At 57.8% G+C, this 21891-nt stretch carries 17 protein-coding genes; 4 read left to right on the plus strand and 13 right to left on the minus strand.

What is annotated here, in order from left to right; translation table 11 throughout:
• The first annotated feature begins 1 nt into the window (after window position 1).
• Both lsrF and lsrG read left to right on the plus strand, forming a co-directional pair.
• Window positions 2-889, plus strand: a complete 888-nt coding sequence (gene lsrF / locus ABLV07_RS02950; RefSeq protein WP_002917724.1) for a 3-hydroxy-5-phosphonooxypentane-2,4-dione thiolase — start codon at window positions 2-4, stop codon at window positions 887-889.
• The gene (gene lsrG, locus ABLV07_RS02955) at window positions 886-1182 is read left to right on the plus strand and encodes a (4S)-4-hydroxy-5-phosphonooxypentane-2,3-dione isomerase (RefSeq protein WP_015369591.1); all 297 of its coding nucleotides are present in this window, start codon (window positions 886-888) and stop codon (window positions 1180-1182) included. Before lsrF ends, lsrG begins: the two co-directional genes overlap by 4 nt.
• 40 nt (window positions 1183-1222) lie before the next feature.
• Here the strand turns inward: lsrG and ygjK are convergent, their stop codons facing one another.
• The 7 genes from ygjK to ebgR form a co-directional block, all read right to left on the minus strand.
• Complete coding sequence (ygjK, locus tag ABLV07_RS02960) at window positions 1223-3574, minus strand: alpha-glucosidase (RefSeq protein WP_047058861.1); 2352 nt, start codon at window positions 3572-3574, stop codon at window positions 1223-1225.
• A gap of 17 nt (window positions 3575-3591) precedes the next feature.
• Window positions 3592-4650 carry a protein YgjJ gene (gene ygjJ / locus ABLV07_RS02965; protein ID WP_020317097.1) on the minus strand — a complete coding sequence of 353 codons (1059 nt, stop codon included), beginning with the start codon at window positions 4648-4650 and terminating at the stop codon, window positions 3592-3594.
• Window positions 4651-4663: 13 nt separating this feature from the next.
• Complete coding sequence (locus ABLV07_RS02970) at window positions 4664-6097, minus strand: amino acid permease (protein ID WP_015369594.1); 1434 nt, start codon at window positions 6095-6097, stop codon at window positions 4664-4666.
• A gap of 229 nt (window positions 6098-6326) precedes the next feature.
• Complete coding sequence (locus tag ABLV07_RS02975; RefSeq protein ID WP_009485171.1) at window positions 6327-7760, minus strand: amino acid permease; 1434 nt, start codon at window positions 7758-7760, stop codon at window positions 6327-6329.
• 94 nt (window positions 7761-7854) lie between these two features.
• Window positions 7855-8304, minus strand: coding sequence for a beta-galactosidase subunit beta (locus tag ABLV07_RS02980; RefSeq protein ID WP_032712558.1), 450 nt, complete (start codon window positions 8302-8304; stop codon window positions 7855-7857).
• On the minus strand, window positions 8301-11393 hold the full coding sequence (ebgA, locus tag ABLV07_RS02985) for a beta-galactosidase subunit alpha (RefSeq protein WP_047043281.1): 3093 nt from the start codon (window positions 11391-11393) through the stop codon (window positions 8301-8303). Before ebgA ends, ABLV07_RS02980 begins: the two co-directional genes overlap by 4 nt.
• Before the next feature lie 301 nt (window positions 11394-11694).
• A complete protein-coding gene (ebgR, locus tag ABLV07_RS02990; protein ID WP_335073857.1) occupies window positions 11695-12678 on the minus strand; it encodes a transcriptional regulator EbgR in 984 nt (327 codons plus the stop codon).
• Window positions 12679-12885: 207 nt separating this feature from the next.
• Between ebgR and ABLV07_RS02995 the strand changes: the two genes are divergently transcribed.
• A complete protein-coding gene (locus ABLV07_RS02995) occupies window positions 12886-13218 on the plus strand; it encodes a tRNA-binding protein (protein WP_042897872.1) in 333 nt (110 codons plus the stop codon).
• Between the two features lie 42 nt (window positions 13219-13260).
• Here the strand turns inward: ABLV07_RS02995 and ygjG are convergent, their stop codons facing one another.
• Both ygjG and ABLV07_RS03005 read right to left on the minus strand, forming a co-directional pair.
• On the minus strand, window positions 13261-14640 hold the full coding sequence (ygjG, locus tag ABLV07_RS03000; RefSeq protein ID WP_020077886.1) for a putrescine aminotransferase: 1380 nt from the start codon (window positions 14638-14640) through the stop codon (window positions 13261-13263).
• A gap of 263 nt (window positions 14641-14903) precedes the next feature.
• Window positions 14904-15422 carry a PadR family transcriptional regulator gene (locus ABLV07_RS03005; RefSeq protein WP_020077887.1) on the minus strand — a complete coding sequence of 173 codons (519 nt, stop codon included), beginning with the start codon at window positions 15420-15422 and terminating at the stop codon, window positions 14904-14906.
• Window positions 15423-15652: 230 nt separating this feature from the next.
• Here ABLV07_RS03005 and ABLV07_RS03010 point away from each other — a divergent pair, with 230 nt between their 5' ends.
• Window positions 15653-16426 carry a siderophore-interacting protein gene (locus tag ABLV07_RS03010; protein ID WP_020077888.1) on the plus strand — a complete coding sequence of 258 codons (774 nt, stop codon included), beginning with the start codon at window positions 15653-15655 and terminating at the stop codon, window positions 16424-16426.
• A 103-nt stretch (window positions 16427-16529) separates the two neighbouring features.
• Here the strand turns inward: ABLV07_RS03010 and ABLV07_RS03015 are convergent, their stop codons facing one another.
• The 4 genes from ABLV07_RS03015 to dhaK form a co-directional block, all read right to left on the minus strand.
• Window positions 16530-18179 carry a glycerone kinase gene (locus ABLV07_RS03015; protein WP_015369601.1) on the minus strand — a complete coding sequence of 550 codons (1650 nt, stop codon included), beginning with the start codon at window positions 18177-18179 and terminating at the stop codon, window positions 16530-16532.
• Window positions 18180-18253: 74 nt separating this feature from the next.
• Window positions 18254-19672 carry a dihydroxyacetone kinase phosphoryl donor subunit DhaM gene (gene dhaM / locus ABLV07_RS03020; RefSeq protein WP_015369602.1) on the minus strand — a complete coding sequence of 473 codons (1419 nt, stop codon included), beginning with the start codon at window positions 19670-19672 and terminating at the stop codon, window positions 18254-18256.
• 10 nt (window positions 19673-19682) lie between these two features.
• Complete coding sequence (gene dhaL / locus ABLV07_RS03025) at window positions 19683-20315, minus strand: dihydroxyacetone kinase subunit DhaL (protein ID WP_007372179.1); 633 nt, start codon at window positions 20313-20315, stop codon at window positions 19683-19685.
• Window positions 20316-20325: 10 nt separating this feature from the next.
• The gene (gene dhaK / locus ABLV07_RS03030) at window positions 20326-21396 is read right to left on the minus strand and encodes a dihydroxyacetone kinase subunit DhaK (protein WP_032709201.1); all 1071 of its coding nucleotides are present in this window, start codon (window positions 21394-21396) and stop codon (window positions 20326-20328) included.
• Window positions 21397-21891: the final 495 nt, after the last annotated feature.

Raw genomic sequence — 21891 nt, forward strand, 5'->3', positions numbered from 1 at the left:
GATGGCTGATTTAGACGATATCAAAGAGGGTAAGGACTTCGGCATCGATCGCCCGCAGCAGAATACGCTGTATACCCTGAAAGGCTGTGGTTCACTGGATTGGGGCATGCAGTCACGGCTGGCGCGCATCTTTAATCCGCACAGCAACCGCACGGTGATGCTGGCCTTCGATCACGGTTACTTCCAGGGGCCAACGACCGGGCTTGAGCGTATCGACCTGTCGATTGCGCCGCTATTTGCCGACACCGACGTGCTGATGTGTACCCGCGGCGTACTGCGCAGCCAGGTACCGGCGGCCACCAATAAGCCGGTGGTGCTGCGCGCCTCCGGCGGCAATTCGATTTTGAGCGAACTCTCCAACGAATGCGTGGCGGTGGCGATGGAAGACGCGCTTCGTCTCAACGTTTGCGCGGTGGCGGCGCAGGTCTATATCGGCAGCGAATACGAACATCAGTCGATCAATAACATCATCAAACTGGTGGATGCCGGCAATCGCTACGGTATGCCGGTACTGGCGGTTACCGGCGTCGGCAAAGAGATGACCCGCGACGCGCGCTACTTCTCGCTGGCCAGCCGGATTGCCGCCGAAATGGGGGCGCAGTTTGTGAAGACCTATTTCGTTGAGGAAGGCTTTGAAAAAGTGACCGCCAGCTGTCCGGTGCCGATCGTCATCGCCGGCGGTAAAAAACTGCCGGAGCATGAGGCGCTGGAGATGTGCTGGCGGGCGATCGACCAGGGGGCTTCCGGGGTGGATATGGGGCGCAATATCTTCCAGTCCAGCGCCCCGCGCGCGATGCTGAAGGCGGTGAAAAAGGTGGTGCATGAGAATCTGAACGCGCGCGAAGCGTATCAGTTCTGGCAGGAAGAGAAACAGGGAGAGCTGAAATGAACGTGACGCTGGTAGAGATCAATATTAAACCCGAGCGGGTGGATGAGTTTCTCGAAGTGTTTCGCGCCAACCACGAGGGCGCGCTGCGGGAACCAGGCAACCTGCGCTTTGATGTCCTGCAGGATCCCGAGGTGAAAACCCGCTTTTTTATCTACGAAGCCTATAAAGACGATGAGGCGGTGCTGGCGCATAAGAAGACGCCGCACTATTTAGCCTGCGTCGAAAAGCTGGAGGAGATGATGTCGCAGCCGCGGCAGAAGCGCAGCTTTATCGGCCTGTTACCGCAGATGTGAGGTTCCCTCTCCCTGTGGGAGAGGGGCAAGCTGAGGGGAATTACTGCTTACGGAAAAACTCGTTATACAACATATATAAATGCGCCGCGCTCCACGAGAAGTTGGGCGCCCCCTGCTGGGCGCCGGTCAGCGGATTGTAGTTCTCCTGAATCGGGCCATCGGCGGTTAAGCCTTTGGCGTGCTGGAAGAAGGCGTCCGCCAGCTTCAGCGCCTCATCGCGATGACCGTAGCGCTCCATTCCCTTCAGGCCGAACCAGAACTGATCCACCCACACCCGTCCGCGCCAGTAAATATCGGCGCCAAAGGCCGGGTTGGTCAGCGCGGCGGTGCCCAGAGGCACAAAGGTGTTGAACTCTTTCGGGTCGAGCATCACCGAAACCACATCGTCAGCATGTTGCTGCGTCGCCGCGCCGTTAAACAGCGGCGACCAGCCTTCCGGCCCCTTGCCGCGCTCGACGATCGGTTTACCGGCGCAGCCGTTGGCCAGCGGTTGTTCTTCGATACGAATATCGTAATAGAAACGAGTCTGCGGGTCGAACATACAGGTATTGATATAATCCGCCAGCTTCGTCGCCAGCGCCTGATAGCGCTTTGCCTCTTCCGCTTTGCCAAGAATGGTCGCCATCTGCGCCAGATAGTGGTTATCGCTGTACATATAGCTGGCCTGATCGACCGATTCCTGGAGCAGCGAATACCCCAGCAGGTTGCCGTCACGGTCGCGGTTTTCGGCGAATTTCACCGTCCAGTCGCTGCGTTTGCCGCCGTTGGCGACGTATTTATCCAGCTGTTCTTTATCGATAAAACCAAATACCGCCGCATCGTCGCGCCCGGACTCCCACGACGCCGCTACCTGCGCCGGAATTTCGAGGCTGTCGTAATCGCCTTTGGCCGTCACCTGCTCGTAGGCGCGAAGGCCGGAAAGTGTCTGCTCGGTTTGCCCTTTTTTCACCGTGAACAGCATGGCACCGTCGGCGGTGTTGTGCGCCTTATCGCGGGTCGCGCCATATTCCGGCACGCCGTTACCGTTATGGTCGCGGTTGCGTAGCCACCAGTCGTGATAGGCCACCAGCTTCGGATACATCTCTTCCAGCCACGCTTTATCTTTGGTGACGTTATACACCTCCATCACCGACCAGGCCGCGAGGCTTGGCTTGGTGTTGCGTTCGTTCCAGTTGCCGCCGTCGCCGCCGCGCTCGGGGCTCAGGTTCCAGGCAATCAGGTCGGGCACAAATCCGGCATCCTGCGGGCGCACCTTATCATTGGCTTTAATCTGCCAGGAGAAGACGGCGCGGATATTCTCTTTGGCGATATCCGGGTTGAAGTGGGCCATGGCGTAGGCCTGTTTCCAGGTATCCCACGGCCAGGTCTGGTTGCCGGAGAACCAGCGGCCGGTCACGGATGGGGTGACGGTATGGTAATGCACCGCGCCGCCCGGCGCGCGCCAGTTGCCGTTGAGCGTCTCAATGGCTTTCACCGCCACGCGGGTCTGTTCGGCGGTAGCGTCGGGGTTGCTGAGCCCCTTTTGCAGATAGCCGTCCCAGCGCTGTTCGGAGGCGGTGAGATAGTAAGCCGGGCGCGCCAGAATATCGCGGATCTGCGCTTTTTCCCGCCGCGCTTGCTCCGCGGTGAGCAGGTGCGAATAGGTGGTGTAGAGGGTGGTGGAGCCGCGGATCTCCGCGCTGCTGGTGAAGCTGTGACCGTCGATACGGGTCTTGGTTACCAGCGAACGGTGGATCTGATACTGCGATTCGCCGGAGGTCATCAGGTCGGAGGCGGCGCGAACCTTGCCAAAGCTGACCGTCAGGCCGTCGGGCGTGGCGCTCAGACGGCGCTGATAGTCCGGGAAGGCTTCATCAATGGTTTTGTCCGATAGCGCTTTACCCTCTTTGGCGGCCAGTTTTTCCAGCAGTTCGCCATCCCACACCAGCTTTAGCGGAGTGTTGCTGGTGATTTTGGTCTCCAGCAGTGAAGTGTGGGCGCTGGCGAAGCGCAGCGTCATCTCCACCTTCACGCCGGGGGCGGTCAGCGTTTGTTTCAGCGCGCCGGGCAGGCTCCAGGCCTGCAGGGTGAAATCGACCTTTTTGCCGTTCTGATACACCGTCAGGCGATCGAAGTTGGTGGCCATAAAGTTGATGTACTCTTCGGTCAGCAGCGCCGGGCCGGGGAAGCCGCCCATGGTCGCCGGGCCGTCGGGCAGCAGGTGGCCGTGCCACGCCCCGAGGTCGAAAAAGGGGTTGAAGCGCTGGTGGTCATCGGCGTCGAAATCCTGCATATACTGCGGCGCGCCGCTGCGGTCGATGACGTTTTTAAACGCCTGCGCGGTGACGGCATGGGCGGAAAAACTCAGCATCAGCGCGCAGGCCAGCGGCGTCAGCGTAGTGGTGAAGTTCATGGTATCTCGGCTCCTTGTTACCAGTAGAAGTATTGCATCAGGAAAATTTTGTCGCTCGGGTCGCCGCTGGCGTTGCTGGTATAGAAACGGCTGTCGGCGGCGGTGGCGAAACGCCCGCCGCCGTATTCGTACCAGATGCCAAATTGCATAAATGCGGTGGTTTCATCAGCGGCGTGGTCCGGGCGGTGTTTGGCGTAGCTGTATGCGGTGGAGAAGTAGAGCCCGCTTAAGGCTTCATACATGGCGCTGGCCATAAAGCCGGTTTCGCTGCCGGGGACATCCAGCCCTTTGGCGCGGCCGGTATGGTGCCAGGCGCGGAAGGCCAGATTGGGCGACAGAACGCCGGTCAGGAATAGCTGCCCGGTGCCGTCGGTCACTTCAAGGCCGTTCATCCAGGTGACATCTTTGACGATGTCGTACTGCACGTAGCCGTTGATCATCGCCGGATAGGTGTACTTATCGTCATAGCGATCGTATTTGCCGAAGTGCAGCCAGGCCTTGCTTTCATCGTGATGCCCGGCCGGCGTGGCGGTGACGCTATAGCGGAAATCGCCGCTGCGGTTTTGTACCTTCAGCGCGTACATGATGTCGCGGGTATTGGGGATCACGTAACCCAGATCGGGGGTAAAGTCGCCCCACCACTGCAGGTCGTCCAGCGACGAATCCTGGCGCAGGCTGAGCATGATCTCGGTGTTGTTATCGGTTTTATAGCCGCCATAGAGGCGGTTAAGGCCGCCTTCCACGCCGCCCCAGCTGTGGCCCGGCGTCCAGGCATTGCCCTGGCTATCGGCCTGTACCGTCCAGGCTTCGCCGTAGATCAGCCCGAACCAGTGGCCGTTTTTGACCTCCAGCCCGCCCTCGATATAGGTGCCATCGCTGTATTTATGTTTGTCCTCGCCTTCTAAATCCATGTATCCGCCAACCCCCAACTCGCCGTAAAAGCGATAGGAGGTGGTGGTTAATTCCGGCGTTTTGGTATCGTCGTGCTCGGCCGGATGGACAGTCTCAGCGGCCGCCGCAGGGGCGCAAAAAGCCAGGGCAACGAGTGCCCCGTATAAGTAAGAGTTAGTTTTCATTTTTTTAAGGTATTTAAGAGGTATGGGAAGCCGGAGCCGCTTCTATTTGTTGTTGTTCCTGGGTTAATCCTTTGACGTATCTGCTGTATTTCCACCACGCGAAGCCAAGGAAAATCACGATCCCGCCGACGTTGTAGAAAATGATGGTCAGGATGTTGCCACCGGTTGGGAAGGTTGAGGCGACGAAACCGATGGCGAAAATCACAATCAGCATGGATACCACCACGATGCCGGTGGTACGCGAGCCCATGCGGAAATCGCGCGGCAGATGGTCGAGCTTGCGGCGCAGGTTGAGGTAGGCCAGCATGATGAACAGCGGCGGCAGCATGGAAGCGGCGGCGGTCATGTTGATGATGGTGTTCATCAGATCCTGCACGGTGTTGGATCCCAGCGTCGGGATAATCATCAGCGGAATGACGATCAGATACTGGATCCAGGCCGCGCGCGCCGGGACGCCGTTCTCATTGAGCTCGACGGTTTTCTTACCAAAGATGCCGGAGGGGATTTCCGAGAAGAAAATTTTAACCGGGGTGGCGGTCCACATCAGCAGCGAGCCAAACATCGCGGTAAACGAAACGAGGCCGACGAAGCGGTTCATCAGAATTTCCGGCAGGCCAAAGTAAGCCGCCAGGCCGTGGAACACCTGCACCGATCCGCCGGTAAACTTCAGCTCTTTGCTGCTGACGAAGACGTTAATCAGTACGGAGGAGATCGAGTACAGCACGCCGATGAAGATCCCGGCGAGGATGATCACTTTGACGAAGGATTTCGAGCCGCCTTTCACATCGTTGACGTATACCGCCACCGATTCCGCGCCGCCCGCCGCCATAAAGATCCACGTGGTAATACCAAGGAACGCCCAGTTGAAGTTAGGGATCATCGCCTCGACGGTGATCGGATCCGCTGGCTGCACGCCGCCCACCAGCGCGGTACCGGCCAGCAAAATATAGGAGAGCGTCAGCAGCAGCATCAGCGATGAGGTAACGGAGGTGATAGGCCCCAGCATTTTCGCGCCGTTGGTGGAGATCCAGGTGGAGAAGGCGAACAGCGCCATGCTCAGCACGGTAGTGGCGAACGGCGTCAGAATGTATTCGTAGCCGAGGAAGGCGTAAGAGGCATAGGCGATCACGCGCGGCAGCAGCGAGGTGAAGAAAAACAGGTTTACGAACCAGTAGGTATAGGCGGTGATAAACGCCCAACGGCCGCCGAGCGAACTCTTCACCCAGGCGTAAACCCCGGCCTCGGAGTTTTTATTCAGTGACACAAACTCGGCGATAATCAGGCAAAACGGAATGAAGTAGAACAGGGTAGCGAGGAAGAACATCGGCGCCGACGCCAGCCCCAGTTCGATATTGTTGTTGATGACGTTATTGAAACTGTAAACGGCGGCAAAGGTCAGCGATAACAGGCCGAACTTGCCGATGGTATTACGTTTAGTATCAGACATAACACATCTCCACACATTGTCCTTCAGAGGGTCGCTGAAGGGGGTTGTGTTGTTTATAGGGTAGAGGTAGTTAAGAATTAATGTCGATTTTAGTAAAAGTTTTAGTAAATAGAAGTAAAGAAACCGAATAGCTTTAACTCGATCACGAAAAAGGTTGAGTAATACGTAATCAGGCGAGGGATAAAAAAATCCCGCCAGCCGATGAGGGGCTGACGGGACGACAGGAACGTTATTTACCGGCGGCGGCAGCGTTAACCGGCGCCGCGGCGCGCAGACGTTGCTGCTTTTTTTCAAAGCGGGTGATCCACCACCACGCCAGGCCGGAGAAGACCGCGGTCATAAAGACGTTGATAAAGAAAGCGTTAACCAGATCGACGCCCGGCGGGAAGGCGGAAGCGGTCATGCTAACCACGAAAATCACTATCAGCATCGATACCACGCTCATGCCCACTTTCCTCGAGCCCATACGGAAGTCGCGCGGCGTGTCATCGTGTTTCCAGCGGAAGACGAAGTAGGCGGCCATGATGAACAGCGGCGGCAGCATGGCGGTACCGGCGGTGAGATTAATGGCGGTATTCATCATCTGCTGCACGCTGGCGGAGCCGAAGCCGTTAACAATCAACATCAGGAATACGAACAGGAACTGCCACCAGGCGGCGCGTACCGGCACGCCGTGGGCGTTCAGCTCGGTGGTTTTCTGGCCGTAGATACCCTTCGGGATTTCCGAGAAGTGGATTTTGACCGGCGCGGCGGTCCACATCATCATGCTGCCGAAGATGGCGATAAACAGAATGATGCCAACGAAGCGGCCCATCAGCGCTTCAGAAATGTGGAAGTAGGCGCCGAGACCGGTAAAGATTTCCACCATTCCGCCAGCGTAGGTCAGGTTTTCACGGGCGACAAAGACGTTAACCAGCAGCGAACCTAAGGCGTACATGCCGCCAATCAGCACCCCGGCGGTGATGATGACTTTAATAAAGGATTTCTGCCCGCCCTTGGTGTCGTTGAGGTAGGCGGCAACGGTTTCTGCGCCGCCCGCGGCCTGGAAAATCCAGCACATGATACCGAGCGTCGCCCAGTTGATGGTCGGCTCCATCGCCGCCAGGGTAATCGGCTGCGCCGGGACGTGACCGGAACCCAGTGCGGTCAGCGCGCCGACGACGTAAATCGCGAACAAAGCGAACACGCCGTAGGCCACGCATTCGGAAATTTTACCCAGCCAGGTCGCCCCTTTGGTGGATATATGGGTGGCCATGGCGAACAGCACGATGGAGATAAGCGAGGTCACCATCGGCGAGAAGGGGATCGCGTACCCGGTGATCGCGTATGAGGCGTAGGCCACTACGTTCGGCAACAGCGAGAGGAAAAAGAACAGGTTCACAAACCAGTAGAGGAAGGAACCAAGATAGGCGGCGCGGGTACCCAGCGGCTGCTTCAGCCACGCGTACATCCCGGATTCAGAGTGTTTGTTGGCCGAGACGAATTCGGCGATGATAAACACGAACGGGATAAAGTAAACGATAGTGGCGAATAAGAAGATAGGCGCGGAACTGAGACCTAACTCAATGTTATTATTGACGATATTTCGCACGTTAAAGACGGCGGTAAAGGCCATCGATAGCAGCGCGAACTTGCCGATTTTGGCACGTACAGACTCGGACATACGTCCTCCAATCATTCATCTACCCGCTTTAGCGGGCTGGAACCGAAAGGCCAACGGGTGTACCCGTTGACCTCCCTTGTCGCTTAACGCGGGTTTACTTATTGAGGAAGTATCCGTCTTCAACCGTGACTCGCAGCACCACTTTTTTTACCGGCGCATCGCAAATAAAGCGGTAGGCTTCGTCGATATCGCAAATCACCATCTGCCCTTCGTGAACCTTCACCGTTTCACCGATCCCTTTCAGGTATTCGCGATCGGTTTCGTCGCGGTAGCAGGCCACGGTTTGCAGATTTTCTTTGGCGGCAAACTCGATTTTCTGCTGCCCTTGCAGGTAATAGTGCACCTCAAAGTAGCGGCGGTTGCCGACAAATAGCGCGTCGGTCGTACTATCGGTTTCCACCCGATAGGAGAGCGAATCGCCAATGGAATGCGCCACGCCCGGGCGGATGTTGTCGATGTTATTGATGGCTTCCACGCAGCGCTGCCATTTGCGGCCGCTATGATAAACCTGCGTAAACTGTTCTAAATTATCGAGAATTCTCATTTTTCAGCCTCGCTGTGTGCAACGGGGGAAAAGAAACCGGCGCCGAAGCTATGGTTCGCCAGTACCTGCGAGGTGCCGCATCCGCCCTCCAGCGGCAGCAGCGTAAAGCCATAGTTGAAGGTGTTGAGCCAGACGCGCCAGCTATCCAGCACTTCGCTGCCCCAGGAGTTGGAGCCGAGGCCGAGCAGTTGTGCATCGATATTCAGGGTGATGTCATCGCTGCGCTGCAGTTCGTTGCAGTGCTGGGCGGCGTGCAGGTTTTCTGCCGTAAAGTGCCATGCGCTGACGTTGAGCGGATTGCGCGGAACGACCAGCAGACCGCTGCCGTGGCGGTCGCTGAACGATGCCCAGCGCACGTGCTGACGATTACCGTTGTTCTGCGGGAATGGATAATTGACGAACATATCGTCGACAGTGGTATGCCAGATATCAATGATGTTGCTTTGCTGGCTGTCGGCGTAGTTCTCGCCCGGCCCGCGGCCATAGTAGTTCACCTGGTCGAACTCACCGTTAATGCCCAGCATAAAGCCGATGCACGGGACAATGTGTGGATAGTCGCCGTAGCGCTCGCCGGCCAGCTCAACGTTGATGTGGCCCTGCGGGGTAATCTGCCAGCGATAGGTACAGCGCATACCGAAGTCGAACACCGGCGGCGCAATCACGCTGCGGGTGGTGATCACCACCGTTTCGCCCTCTATTTCAGCGCTGAATTCGCGCAGATGCTCCTGCATTATCTGCAGGTGGGCCGGCTGCCACAGTCCTTCGTATTCCTGTTTATGGTTATCAATCATTGGTTTGAAGAAGTTAATCTTCGGCTCGCGGGTTACCTGGTCGACGCCGTTGACCTGCCATTCGCTCAGTTTGCCGCTAACCTTGCTGAACACCACCCGGAAGTTATGGCCGCTGATGGTGTAGCTCAGGCGTTCATCGGCAATCTGCAGCGGCGTGGCGCTGGCGTTTAACAGCGGCGTTCGCGCGGCTGTTCGCGCTTTAAGCGGGAACTGATAGACGGCGATATCGTGATTGGCTTCGCTATACGGGGTGCGCGAATCTTTGGTCACCATGATGTTGACGAAAGCTTCACGTTCGTCGAGCTGCGGCAGGGCGATTTGCAGGTCGCGGCCGCTGTTCGGCGCCAGGTCTTGCACTTTCAGCAGCTGACTGGAGAGCGTTTCGCCTTCGGCGCGCACTTCAACGCGCAGGGTGTAGTCATCGAGAGTGGAGAACCACAGTTTGTTTTCCACCCGCAGTTCGCCGCGGCAGATATCCCGTGCTTGTACTTTCACCGGGGCGATGACCTGTTTGTATTCGCGCAGGCCCGGCCCCGGCGTCTGGTCGGAGAAAATCAGCCCATCGAGACAGAAGTTGTAGTTGTTCGGGTAGTCGCCGTAATCGCCGCCGAATTTGTACCACACCGCGCCGTTTTCGTCGCTGGCCTGAATCCCGTGGTCGCACCATTCCCACACGTAGTGGCCCTGGATGCAGTCGTGCTGGTAGAAGACGTTCTGGTATTCGGTTAATCCGCCGGGACCGTTGCCCATCGCATGGGCGTACTCACAGATAATGCGTGGTTTTTCATGCGGATGCTCGCCAAATTCGTTCATCAGCGGCACGCGGGTGTACATGGTGGAGATGATATCCACCACCTCGGCGTCGCGATCCTCTTCGTAGTGCACCAGCCGGGTATCATCCAGCGCTTTGGTGGCGTGGTACATGGCGCGGATGTTGCAGCCATAGCCGGATTCGTTACCCAGCGACCAGATGACGATCGACGGATGGTTTTTCTGCGCGTGCACGTGGCGCACGATGCGCTCAACGTAGATGTGTTCCCAGGCCGGATCGTCGGTGATGGCGCTGAGGTTGCCGACGTTGGCGAAACCGTGGGACTCCACGTCGGTTTCCGCCATCACGAACAGTCCGTAGATATCGCACATTTCATAGAAACGCGGGTCGTTCGGATAGTGGGCGGTGCGTACCGAGTTGATGTTGTGCTGCTTCATCAACAGCAGATCTTTTTCCACGCGATCCATGCCGACCGCGCGGCCTTTCAGATGGTCGTTATCGTGGCGGTTCACGCCGTGCAGCATTACGTAGCGGTTGTTGATGTAGAACAAGCCGTCACGCACTTTGATATCGCGGAAACCGACGCGCTGCGGGATGATTTCCAGCACCTCGCCGGCGGCGTTTTTTAACGTCAGCACCAGATGATAGAGATACGGGCTTTCCGCCGACCACTGCTGCGGCGCGTTCACATCAATCGTGAAGCCGGTGTTTAGCTGCTGGCTGACCTGCAGTTGACCGACGTTGCCCGAATAAAGCGCCTTTTCGCCGTCGAACAGGGTATATTCCAGCGTCGCCGCCGCCGTCTGCGGAGCCAGGTTTTCCAGCGTCAGCTGGCAGGAGAGGGTCGCGTCGATGTAGTCATCGTTAAAATCGGTGCGCACGGTGAAGTCCTGTACGTGCAGCGGATTTTTCCCCACCAGATAGACGTCGCGGAAAATGCCCGCTGACCACCACATGTCCTGATCTTCAATATAGGTGGAGTCCGCCCACTGCATCACGCGCACGCACAGCAGGTTGTCGCCGGTTTTCACCGCCGCGCTGATATCGAACTCGGCGGTCAGGCGGCTGCCTTTGCTAAAGCCGATGTACTGGCCGTTAACGTAGACTTCGAAATAGGTTTCGACGCCATCGAATTTAATGATGGTTTGTTTGCCCTGCCAGCCGTCGCCGAGGGTAAACAGGCGCTGGTAGGCGCCGGTCGGGTTATCGGTCGGGACATAGGGCACGTCGATGGGGAAGGGGAAACCTTCGTCGGTGTACTGCAGCTGGCCGTGGCCTTCCATCTGCCACATGCCCGGTACGGTAATCGGCCCCCACTCGTTCTGATAGCATGAGGTAAAGCTCTCCGGTACCAGCAACGGGTTGGTGAAGAAGCGGAAGTTCCACTGCCCGCTGAGGGACAGGAAGCGGCTGCTGGTTTCGCGGGCGAAGGTCCGCGCCTGGGCCAGTGAGTCGTAAGAGAAGAAATACGCCCGCGGCGGCAGCCTGTTTTCATGAGTGAGTTGAAGGTTTTCCCAGCGATTCATATCGCCTCCCTGAACGGCTTAATAAGATAAAACTCATTTTAGTAAAACTTTTACTAAATAAAATCGCCAGGGATGATTTACTTTAACTCGATCACAAAATGAACCGCTTTGTGTCGGGTAGCGGCTTCGCCTTACCCGACCTACAGAATGGCGTTCCGGGCAGGACCGGTAGCCCGGCCAGGCGCAGCGCCGCCGGGGAACTGGATGCGGGTAGCGGCTTCGCCTTACCCGACCTACGGAATGGCGTTCCGGCCAGGACCGGTAGCCCGGCCAAGCGTAGCGCCGCCGGGATGGGGTTGGATCAACGGGTGGTGCCGCGCAGCTTCAACACGCTGGGAACAAAAACGTTAAGCGGCAGGGCGCGGCCATCGCGGGCCTTCTCGATTAGCAGGTTCACCCCCTGGCTGCCCATCATTTCGGAGTGGATCCGCACCGTCGACAGCGGCGGGAAGGTAAAGCGCGCGGTGGGGATATCGTTGACGCTAATCAGCGAAATATCTTCCGGGATCGCCAGCCCGTGTTCGTGGATGGCGCGCAGCACGCCGATGGCGATGGAGTCCGAGGCGACAAACAGCGCCCGCGGAAACTCCGCTTGCACCAGCATCTGCTTCGCCAGCTCATAACCGGACGAGCTGGAAAAACCGCCGCGCCAGATATCATCGGCTGAAACCACGCCCTTCAACTGACCGTACTCCACAAACGCCACTTCGCGAATATCGGCCTTGCCGGGCTGATCCTGGCCGCCGATAAATCCAATGCGCGACGCGCCCTGCTGGATAAAGAAGTCGACCACCTCTTTAGCGATTCGTACCAGGTCGATATCCACCGCATCGTACGGGCTGCCGGCTTCGTGAAAATCAATAAAGCAGATATTGTCGGTCAGCGCGCTGGCGGTCTCGCGCAGCTCGCGCGTCGGCTGGCCGATAATCAATACGCCGGTGACCTTTTTCAGCTCGGGCAGGGTGTTATTGAGATAGCAGTTGGTGAGCTCGATGGCGAGCTTTTCGCACTGGGTTTCAATACCGTGGCGAATGGCGAGATAGTAAGGGTCGTTAATTTCCAGCTCTTGCTGGTAGCTATACAGCGCCAGGATATGATGGTGGCCGACGGGTAGGACCTGCGTTTTACGCGCGCTGCTGCTTTTATACTCCAGCTTCTCCGCAATCTCGAGAATGCGATGCTTGGTCTCTTCTTTCACGTTCAGGGTGGGATCGTCGTTTAACACCCGGGAAACCGTCGCCAGCGAAACACCCGCTTCGGTCGCAATGTCTTTTAGCGTTGCCATCTTTTTCCTTTATCGGACGTTGCCCATGTTTGCTCATCCATTGTAAAGCAAGCGTCGCGTCCTGCACCTTATTTCAGTAAAAAACGCCTGCGCGCGAGGGCTGTTTTCCCCGGCGATAGCGTGACAGAAGTAGCATTATTATCAGCATTATGCAGACGAACGGCAAAAACTTGCTATCTTTTAGTAAAAATTTACTGGAGATGAGAGATGGATACCGTAGCTTACGCTGATTTTGCCAAACTGGAGATGCGCGTCGGCAAGATTGTCGAGGTGAAGCGCCATGACAATGCTGACAAACTGTACATCGCGCGAATTGATGTCGGCGACCGTACGCTGCAGACGGTCACTAGCCTGGTGCCCTACTACAGCGAAGAGGAGCTGCTGGGGAAAACGGTGGTGGTGCTGTGTAATCTGGCGAAAGCCAAAATGCGTGGCGAAACTTCTGAGTGCATGCTGTTATGCGCGGAAACCGAGGATGAAAGCGAAAGCGTGCTGTTGACGCCGGAACGCGTTATGCCGGCGGGCGTGCGGATTGTATAACGTGAAAAGACCCTCTCCCGACGGGAGAGGGTCGGGTGTGAATTATGTCTCTTCGACCGAAATGCGCAGTGCCGCCAGCGCTTTGCGCGCCGCCTTCAGCACCTGTTCGCACTGTTCGAGGGTGAGCGTCAGCGGCGGTTCAACGCGGATCGTCTTGGCGTTGTTTAACGTCCCGGCGACCAGCACCCGCTGTCTGAACATCTCGCTGGCAAAGTTGTAGCCAATCTCGTTATCGACAAACTCAATAGCCATCAACATGCCTTTCCCGCGGACTTCATTCACCAGATCCGGATATTCGCGCGCCAGTTGACGGAAGCCGTCCAGCAACAGATCGCCTTTCTGCTCAGCCTGCGCCGGCAGGTTCTGTGAGAGCAAGACGTTGATCGTCGCCAGCGCCGCCGCGCAGGCCAGCGGGTTGCCGCCGAAGGTGGTGGTGTGCAGGAATGGGTTATCGAACAGCACCGAGAAGACCTCTTCCGTCGCTACCGTTGCACCGATCGGCATTACGCCGCCGCCGAGCGCTTTAGCCAGACACAGAATATCCGGCTGCACGTTTTCATGCTCGCAGGCGAACATCTTGCCGGTGCGGCCCATGCCGGTCTGTACTTCGTCGAGGATCAGCAACGCGCCAAACTCGTCGCACAGTTTACGGACCGCCGGTAAGTAACCCGCCGGCGGCAGGATCACGCCGCCTTCGCCCTGGATAGGCTCAAGGATCACCGCCGCGACGTCATCGCCGGTTTTTTTGCACTCGCTCAGTATGGAACGCATGGCGTTGATATCACCGAACGGCACGTGGCGGAAGCCCGGCAGTAGCGGCATAAACGGTTTGCGGAAGGTCGATTTCGCGGTGGCCGACAGCGCGCCCAGCGATTTACCGTGAAACGCGCCGCTGGTGGCGACGAAGGTAAATTTGCCGCGCGGAGACTGATAGGCTTTTGCCAGCTTCAGCGCCGCTTCCACCGATTCCGTGCCGCTGTTGCAGAAGAAACTGTATTTGAGCTTGCCGGGCGTTAAGGCCGCCAGCGTTTTCGCCAGCATCGCCCGCAGCGGGTCCAGCAGCTCCTGGCTGTGAAGCGGTTGTTTCGCGAGTTGATTTTCGACGGCGGATACCACAACTGGATTACGGTGCCCTACATTGAAGATGCCAAACCCACCAAGGCAGTCGATAAACTCCTGTCCCTGGGTGTCGACAAGCGTATTTAACCCTCCCGCTTGCCACTCTACGGCTCCGTAATCCCCGCCGGCTGTGACCGATTTTCTATACTCCAGAAACCCCGGGTTCACATGTTCTTTAAAGTATTCTCTCACCTCCTGGTTCAGTGCTTTCATTTCGTCATGGGAGAGCGATTGCTTCTCAATGAGATTCAGTGCGTGCGCGCTGCAGGCCAGAGCCGATGCGCTGGAAGGTAACCTGTTCAAAATGTGCTCCTGGGGGGGCGTATCACATGATACTGAATTAAGTATTGCAGGGATTACGCCAGCCTGGCAGCGACGATGAAAATCGGGATAAACGCAAAGTTAAGGCGCAATTGTGCGAAATTTAATCTCATAACTTAAATATTGGCACGTTTTATTCCTGAGGCTGCAAGATAAACTGCCGTTGGGGTGTGAAGCGGTATGACGTGGCGTGGTGCAGGCCGCTGCGTGATGGAGCAGCCTGGGAACCATTGTGGTGCGAGAGGTTAATCGAGTTGGGAGATTTCCATCGCCGCGCGGTCAATCACGCCGATGATCTGTTTCAACTGCGCGTCGCTGATGCTCTGCTGGTTGACCTTCAGGTCCAGGACCGCTTTAAAGTTTTCCAGCGCGCGTTTCATCTGCGGATTTTTGCGCAATTCGCAGCCGATCATGCGTTCCTGCAGGCGCGTCTGAATTTGGCTTAACTGCTCGCCGCTTTCGGCGCACAGGCGGCGTCCCTCTTCAGTGATAGCGATTTTTTTACGCCCATTTTCCTCTTCTACGCTAATCAATCCCTGATCCTGCAGCAGGTCGAGCGTCGGGTAGATAACGCCTGGGCTGGGGCTGTAATTGCCTTGCGTCAGCGCCTCAATCTCTTTAATCAGCTCATAGCCGTGGCTGGCGTTGCGCGAAAGGATATCGAGGATCACCAGGCGCAATTCGCCGTGGCCAAAGAAACGCTGGCGGCGTCCGCCGCCGCGACGGCCCTGTTCGCCGTGGCCTTCTTCATGATGATGTCGCATCAGTTCTCCTGCATATTTTTTGATATATCTAATTTATATCTAAATAGTAAAAAAAGACAATGTGTAATTTATAATTGATTGATATTAATTGTTTTATTGTTGTTTTTAGCTTTGATGAAGCTTTCCTGTAATTTATATCAAAAAAAACTTGCCATTTTCATTAATGGCAATCATTATCATTTGCACTGAGTTTAGATATATCTATTTACCCTTCACCAAGGCGATGACGGATGACAATAATCAATCAAACTAAATACCCGCAGCGCGTGCGTAACGAACTACGTTTTCGCGAATTAACCGTGCTGCGCGTTGAGCGTATCGGCCAGGCGTTCCAGCGGATCGTGCTGGGGGGCGAGGCGCTGGATGGCTTTGTTTCACAAGGTTTTGACGACCACACCAAACTGTTTTTCCCGCAGGCGGGCAGCGTATTTACACCGCCGGAAGTGACCGACGAAGGCATTAACTGGGGCGAGGGCGTGCGCCCGGCGACCCGCGACTACACGCCGCTGTACGATGCCGAACGCCACGAGCTGGCTTACGATTTCTATATCCACGATGGCGGTATTGCCAGCCGCTGGGCGCTGGAAGCCAACGTCGGCGATAAGCTGGTGATCGGCGGGCCGCGCGGCTCGCTGGTGGTGCCGGAAGATTACGCCTGGCAGCTTTATGTCTGTGACGAGTCGGGAATGCCGGCGCTGCGCCGTCGCCTGCTGGGATTACGCCAGCTGCCGGTGACGCCGCAGGTGACGGCCATCGTCACCATCGCGGATGCTTCGTATAAAGATTATCTGGCGGATCTCGACGGCTTTAATATCGAATGGGTGGTAGGCCACAACCCGGCGTTCGTCGCCGAGCGGCTGGCGCAGGTTAAGGTACCGTCAGAAGATTATTTTATCTGGCTGACCGGAGAAGGCGGCGTGGTGAAATCGCTGCTGGCGCGCTTTGAGGAGCCGAGTATCGATCAGCAACTGGTGCGTTCGCAGGCGTACTGGCATAGCAAATAATCGGCAGTGTGGTAAACCCGGATGGCGGCGCGTTGCGCCTTCTCCGGGCTACCTTTCAATGGTGTTATGTCGCCCCGGTAAGCGCAGCGCCACCGGGTGAGGCTTAGCGTTCCGCCAGCGCCTTAAACACCATCGCCACCGCGTGGGCGCCGGGGTCCATATTGCCGAGCAGGCTCTCGCTATTGAGATAGGAGGCGCGTCCGGCGCCGGCTTTGCTCGACTGGCAGGTGCGATCCGCGCCGGCCTGCGCCGCGGCGAAAGCGGCCTGCAGATTATCCGGTTCGGCCAACAGCGCCGCCAGCGCCGGCTGTAGAGCATCAATCATCGTCCGGTCTCCCTCATCGGCGCCGCCGTAAAATTTCATCTGCCCCAGACCGGCGTTCAGCGCTTCCGCCATGCTGGCGCCTTGCTCCAGCTTCTGCCCGGCGGCGGTGAAGAAAATCGACATCAATACGCCGCTTGAGCCGCCCATCACCACCGTCAGGCGTTCGCCAATTAGCGCGAACAGCGTGGGTAAATCATTGAGCGGCAGTTGCTGGCGTTGCAATAGAGCGGCAATCTCACGCGCGCCGGCGGCGAAAGTGGAGCCGGTATCGCCGTCGCCCACTTTGGCGTCAAGCGCGTTGAGATGGGTTTCGAGGCCGGAGAGGGTGCTGGTCACCTGCGCCACGTAATCGCCCACCTGCGGGTTGGCCGATGGCGTAAAGGAGACGCGTGCGCTGGCGAGCGCGGACGGCATAATATTAACAGCCCGCGGCTGCACCGGCTTCTGCCAACTGGCGGTTTCGACATCCGACAGCAGCGCCTTTTCGATGCTCTCTTCCAGCACGATAGTGGTCAGCGAGAAGCCTTTCATATCCAGCGCCGTTACCAGCGAAGCCGGGCCAATCAACCAGTCAACGCGCGCATGGAGTGGGGTATTGGCCAGTTCGCGGGTCAGAATCGCCATCTCGGCCACCGACACGCCGCCGAGATTATTGAGCATCACCGCCAGGCGGCCGGTTTCGGGTAGGACGGCGGTCAGCTTCTCTACCATAATCTGCATGATTTCCGCGCTGTTATGGGTCGCGATCGTCGAAGCTCCCGGCTCGCCGTGGATGCCCATTCCCAGCTCGGCGTGGCCGGGCTGATGGCGCGGCGCGCTTTCCGCTTCCTGCGGCAGGTGACAGCTGGCCAGCGCCACCCCGATGCTGGCGGTATGGTTGGCGGCGTATTGCGCTTCACGCAGGACGGTGGCGAGGTTGAAGCCGCGCTCGGCGAAATAGCCCGCCACCTTATGCACCAGAATGGTCCCGGCGATGCCGCGCGGCTGTTTGTTATCCGGCAGCGAAATATCGTCGCCGACGATCAGCATCTCCACGTTGTAGCCAAGACGGCGCGCTTTCTCCGCCGCGAGGCCGAAGTTAAGCCGATCGCCGGTGTAGTTTTTAACGATCAGCAGACAGCCCGCCTCGCCGGTCACCGCCTGAATCGCGGTGAGTACCGCATCGACGCTCGGCGAGGCGAACAGATCGCCGCAGACCGCGGCGGTCAGCATGCCTTTACCAATAAAGCCGACGTGCGCCGGTTCATGGCCGGAGCCGCCGCCGGAAATCACCGCCACGTTGTTTTTATTCAGATCGCGGCGCACCACTACACGGATCGCCGGGTCGCTCTCCAGGCGGGCGAGGTTGTTCCACGGGCTGGCAATAATGGTACCCTCGATCACGTCGTTAACGAGGCTGGCGCGCTGGTTAAAAAAGAATTGAGACATAGTGGTTCCTGATCAGTAAGCGAAAACTCACCCTCCGGAGGCGGGCCTCCGGAGTGGTAACGGTCAAAGTGGATTTAGCGACGAATAAGGCGTTGCTGACGCATATCGAGCGTGATGGCTTCGCCAGGCTGAATATCATTCAGCGCTTCGCCCTGCTGGCATAGCCAGGCGATCCCCGCCGCACGGGCGATAATCGCGCCGTGGGCCTGTTCGCTGCCGTCGCGCAGGCACAGGCCGGTGACCTGGCTGGCATCCAGTTGGAGTACGGTCGAGGGATAAATATTGTCGGCGATAATAATCGTCGGCTCACTGGCGAATGGCAGCGTCTCCTTTATACCCTGCAGATGGCGCAGCGTGCGCTGCAGAATATCGTCGACATCGATATAACGGGCCTGCAGATAGGCGTCATCCAGCTGACGATACTGCTGGCTGAGCTCCATCAGCACCTGATGCCACGCCCATTCCGCCGAGCACTGTTCGGTGAGCAGGCGATCGTTGGCGGCATCAAACAGATCTTCATCGTCGAGCAAGGTGTGATGACCGGCGAAGATCGCCGCGATATCGGCGTTAAATTTGTTTTCCGCCAGCTCGGTGAGCGCATTGAGATCGGCCAGCGTCTGGTCGATCGCCTGGCGCAGGCGCTGCTGCTCGCGAGCAACGTCGGCGGCGGCGGGGAGCGCCGGTTGGATCGGCGCCAGCGGATAAAGCAGCGCCGCGCCTTCAACACGCGCAGGTATGGCGGGTTCCGCTGTCGGCTGCGCCTCCGGCGACTCGCCGAAGTTATCGGCGGCTAGCGCCTGAAACGCCGCCAGCGCGGCATCGGCGTCCGGACCGCGGGCCAGCAGGCGCAGCTTATCGTGGCGGCGCACCTGCAGCAGAGCGATTTGATTCAGACTGTCCGGGGTGACGCATTTGCCGTTTTTCTCCAGCACCAGGTCGGCGTTAAAACCCGCCAGCGCGGCGACCAGCTTTGATGCCGGACGCACGTGCAGGCCGTTGTGATTGTTAATAATGACTGAAACCGATTTAGCATCGCCGTCGTCAGCAAGCGTTGGGGCGGCGGCGTCAGGCGTGTGCGAAGGTAAACCCAGCTGAACCCGCTTGGCTTCCAGGGCGTTCATGGCATCGGCGATAACTTTGTCGATTCCGGCGCCGGAGGCGGCGCTGACGGTGGCCGCCAGCGTCCCTTCGACCAGCGGCGCGGCGCACAGCCGCACTTTTGCCGCCATCGCCGGATCGAGCAGATCGAGTGCGGTTTCGGCGCTGAGCAGGGCGCTGCCGATATCCATCATCACCAGTACATGGTCGGTATCGGCGACGGATTCGATCGCCTCCATGACTTTAATCGGATCGGTGCCGATCGGGTTGTCGGGATCGTCGATCCCGGCGGCGATCGCCAGCTTACAGCCATCGTTCATTAACATCTGCCGGGCCAGTTCTCCGACACCTTCGCCCAGCCGGGCGCTATGAGAAACAATAACCAGGTTTACCATCGCGATTTCCTTACTCTTTGGCGGCGGCAGCCAGCATCTGAACCATAAACAGCACCGAGGTCGCGCCGGGATCCTGATGCCCGATGCTGCGCTCGCCGAGATAGCTGGCGCGGCCTTTACGGGCCTGCATGGTGATGGTGGCGTGGGCGGCGCGCTCGGCCACTTCGCAGGCGGCATCCAGCGCGGCAGGGATAGACAGATGTTGCTCGCTGGAATGACGCAGGGATTCCACCACCGGCAGCCAGACGTCGCACATCGTCTTATCGCCCGGCTCCGCTTTACCACGGTTGACGACGCCGTCCGCGCCTTCGCGGATCATCTGATAAAGCTCGTCGAGGGTCAGGCTCTGATGCGCCTGGGTGACCTGGGCGGCGCGGATAAAGAAGGTGCCGAACAGCGGGCCGCTGGCGCCGCCGACGTTGGAAAGCAGCGTCATCCCGGTATTCTTGAGAATAAAACCGATGTCTTTATCGGCGATCGACGGCAGCTTTTCGACCACTTTGCTGAAGCCGCGATGCATATTGAGGCCGTGGTCGGCGTCACCGATCTCTTTATCAAGGCCGGTGAGAAAATCGCTCTGTTTGGTGAAAATATCGCCGCAGCGGTACAGCCAGTCGACGATTTGCGTTCTGTTCAGTGACATGTCGTGCTCCTTATTTTCCCCAGTTCAGCGCCGGGGTGTGGACCGGGGCGTCCCATAACGCCAGCGTGTCATCATCCGCTTTCAGCAGGGTGATGGAGAAACCCGCCATATCCAGCGAGGTGCAGTAGCTGCCGATGAGGTTGCGTTCAATCACAATGCCGGAGGCTTCGCAGCGCTGGGCGAGGCGGTTGTAAACGCCGTACAGTTCAGAAAGCGGCGTGGCGCCGAGGTTATTGACCAGCGCGATAACCCGATCGCCGTTTTGCAGCGCGGTTTTGCTCTGTTTCACTTCCTGCCACGCTCCCTTGACGTTATCCCACTGGCGCAGCGTGCGGCTGTATGCGCCGTTTTCCAGCAGGGTATCGAACATCTCATCGACGGTTTGGTCGAGCGAGCTGAAGCGGCGGCGGTCGATACCCGGCTCGCCATGGATGCCGACGCCGAACTCCATCTCATCATCTTTCAGGGTAAAGGAGGGCTGTCCGGCGGCCGGTACGGTGCAGGCGCCCAGCGCGATGCCAATCGAGTGACCAAGGTTATTTAAACGGCGGCCCAGTTCAGCGCAGGCTTCCAGCGAGTCGCCGCGTTCGGCGGCGGCGCCGACCAGTTTTTCAATCAGCACGGTATTGGCGACGCCGCGGCGTCCGGCGGTATAGAGGCTGTCTTTTACCGCCACGTCGTCATCCACCACGACGGTGGCGACCTTAACGCCGCTTTCGTGCAGCAGCTCGGTGGCGGTCTCAAAATTCAGGATGTCGCCGGTATAGTTTTTGATAATCAGCAGGACGCCTTCGCCGCCGTCAATCTGCATCGCGCATTCGAACATTTTGTCCGGCGTCGGCGAGGTGAAAATTTCCCCCGGACAGGCGCCGGAGAGCATGCCCTGGCCGATGTAGCCGCAGTGCATCGGTTCGTGTCCGCTGCCGCCGCCGGAGAGCAGCGCCACTTTGCCGGCGACCGGCGCATCAGCGCGGGTGACATAGACCGGGTCCTGGTGCAGCGTCAGTTCAGGATGCGCCTTCGCCAGGCCGATAAGCTGTTCACTCAGTACATCTTCCACACGGTTAATCAGTTTTTTCATTGTTTATGCTCCGTAGGGTAGGGGGAGGTCGCCTGTCTATAAGGGTAGCCCGGCGATGTAGTGATTCTGGCTGAGCGGGCGCAAAATAAAATGCCGTCAAAATTGGTTCCATAACGGAACGTAGAAAAGAGTTTTTGTTCCTTTATGGAACATTAATTGCCGATAAACAGGAGAAATGCGAGCCAGCGCTAATAATTTGTCCGTTTTTTTCTGCTATCAGAAATGGGGCAAGGATGATTTTTTTCGCCATTGTGCCGCATTGAGGCGATTTTCTGCGTTAAAGAGGGGAGACGATAGCGGCTTTTTTGCCAAAATGAGCCGATCGCGATCGCAATCCCATCGCTTTCTCAGTCACATTGTTTCAATGTGAAACGCATTATTTTTTTATCTGTTTCAGAACAGAACAAAAAAGGGAAAAATTTTTTTCGTCGCTGCTCGCCCTACAGTGGATGCATCGCTCCGGCAGCGTGGCTGTAAGCGCCATTGATATCAGGC

This window comes from Klebsiella sp. CN_Kp097, assembly GCF_040064495.1.
In the GTDB taxonomy this organism is placed as follows: domain Bacteria; phylum Pseudomonadota; class Gammaproteobacteria; order Enterobacterales; family Enterobacteriaceae; genus Klebsiella; species Klebsiella aerogenes.